The organism is Christiangramia sp. 3-2217-3z, assembly GCF_051195275.1.
GTDB lineage: Bacteria > Bacteroidota > Bacteroidia > Flavobacteriales > Flavobacteriaceae > Christiangramia > Christiangramia marina.
The window spans coordinates 1-1,410 of the sequence record NZ_JBNJLI010000036.1 but is presented as its reverse complement, the minus strand read 5'-3'; the positions used below and the strand labels follow the sequence as shown (position 1 = coordinate 1,410).

Genomic DNA, 1,410 nt, shown 5'->3' with positions numbered 1-1,410 from the left:
ATTTCGTTCACGAATATTCATTCAAAATGATTCAATTCTCACCAATTATAATATCAAACATTCTATAGATAGTTTAGAAATAATTTTAAAAAGACATCTTTTAAATAATGGTAAAGATTTCAATTATTCCGATTCACCAGATAGCGCTGGAATAGAAGTTTATTTTGAAGAAAAGACTAAGTCGGATGAAATTGAAGATTTCTTAATCAATCTATCAGAAAGATTCAATCAACTAAATAAAGAAAATGCGGATACTTTATATTTGAAAATTTATTTCAGAGATAGACCATTGAGAATGGTTCCAATTCCTCCTCCGCCTCCTCCTAAACAAAATTAGAGAACAAAAACTTGCAACAACAACGGTTCATCGCCAATAAGCGGCACCGTTAGTAAGAAAATAATTAACTTGACCAACAAATCAACACTAAGCCGACAAATCCGTGTCCCTTACTCCGCCAACTGGCGATAACCGAAACCGTTAGCATTTATTATATTTTAACAAAGAAGAAAGTTTGAAGCGGAATTTTATTTAAATTTGGAATATGAACATTCTTGAAAATCATATAAACGAATTAAATCGACTTTGTGAAGAACACAATGTCGAGAAGATGTATTTATTCGGATCCGCTTTAAAAGAGAATTTTTCTAAAAATAGCGATATAGACTTCCTTGTCCGATTTAAAAAGTTTGACTTAGCTGACTATTTTGAAAATTATATGAGTTTCAAAGATGATTTAAAAAAACTGCTAGGAAGAGAAATTGACCTTTTAGAAGAACAAACATTAAAAAATCCAATTTTAATAAAATCAATAAATCAATCTAAAGAATTGGTTTATGGATGAAAGAATACTAAAATGGTTATTTGATATCAAGTTTGCCATAGAAGAAATTGACAGTTACTTTGAAGGTTCAGAAATGGACTTTTTTAAATACAAAAAGAATCTTATGCTCAAAAGAGCTGTCGAAAGAGATTTGGAAATAATCGGTGAAGCTATAAACCGAATCGTAAAACGAGATCCAACATTTGAAAATAAGATTACAAATGCAAAAGCGATTATCGGACTGAGAAACCAAGTTATTCACGCATACGATAACATCTCCGACGAAAACATCTGGTCAATTTTACAGATTCACCTTCCAAAATTAAAAGGTGAAATAGAGATTCTAACTCAACACTAACAAATGCTAACATCGGTTCATCGCAAATAACGGGTATTGCCGAAAAAGTGTAATTTTAGAAACCCGGAAAGAAAATTATTAATCCGACAAGTCCGCGTCCCTACTCCCGCAACTTGCGATAACCGTAACCGTTACCCACAATGGCTAAGCAATAACCTGAGTTCAATAACTTAACGCAACAAATCATAACTTTTAGATTTGTTGAATGGAACTTAAAAAACATCGAAGATT

Annotated in this window: 2 protein-coding genes and 1 pseudogene; all 3 read left to right on the top strand. The window is 31.7% G+C overall.

The window, feature by feature from the left end; translation table 11 throughout:
* Positions 1–337 (top strand): annotated as a pseudogene (locus ACSHZO_RS15835) (hypothetical protein); the annotation flags it as partial.
* A gap of 205 nt (positions 338–542) precedes the next feature.
* Entirely contained in the window at positions 543–842 is a 300-nt protein-coding gene (locus ACSHZO_RS15830; RefSeq protein ID WP_298248423.1) for a nucleotidyltransferase family protein, read from the top strand.
* A complete protein-coding gene (locus tag ACSHZO_RS15825) occupies positions 835–1,179 on the top strand; it encodes a HepT-like ribonuclease domain-containing protein (protein WP_298248424.1) in 345 nt (114 codons plus the stop codon). Before ACSHZO_RS15830 ends, ACSHZO_RS15825 begins: the two co-directional genes overlap by 8 nt.
* The last annotated feature ends 231 nt before the right edge of the window (positions 1,180–1,410 follow it).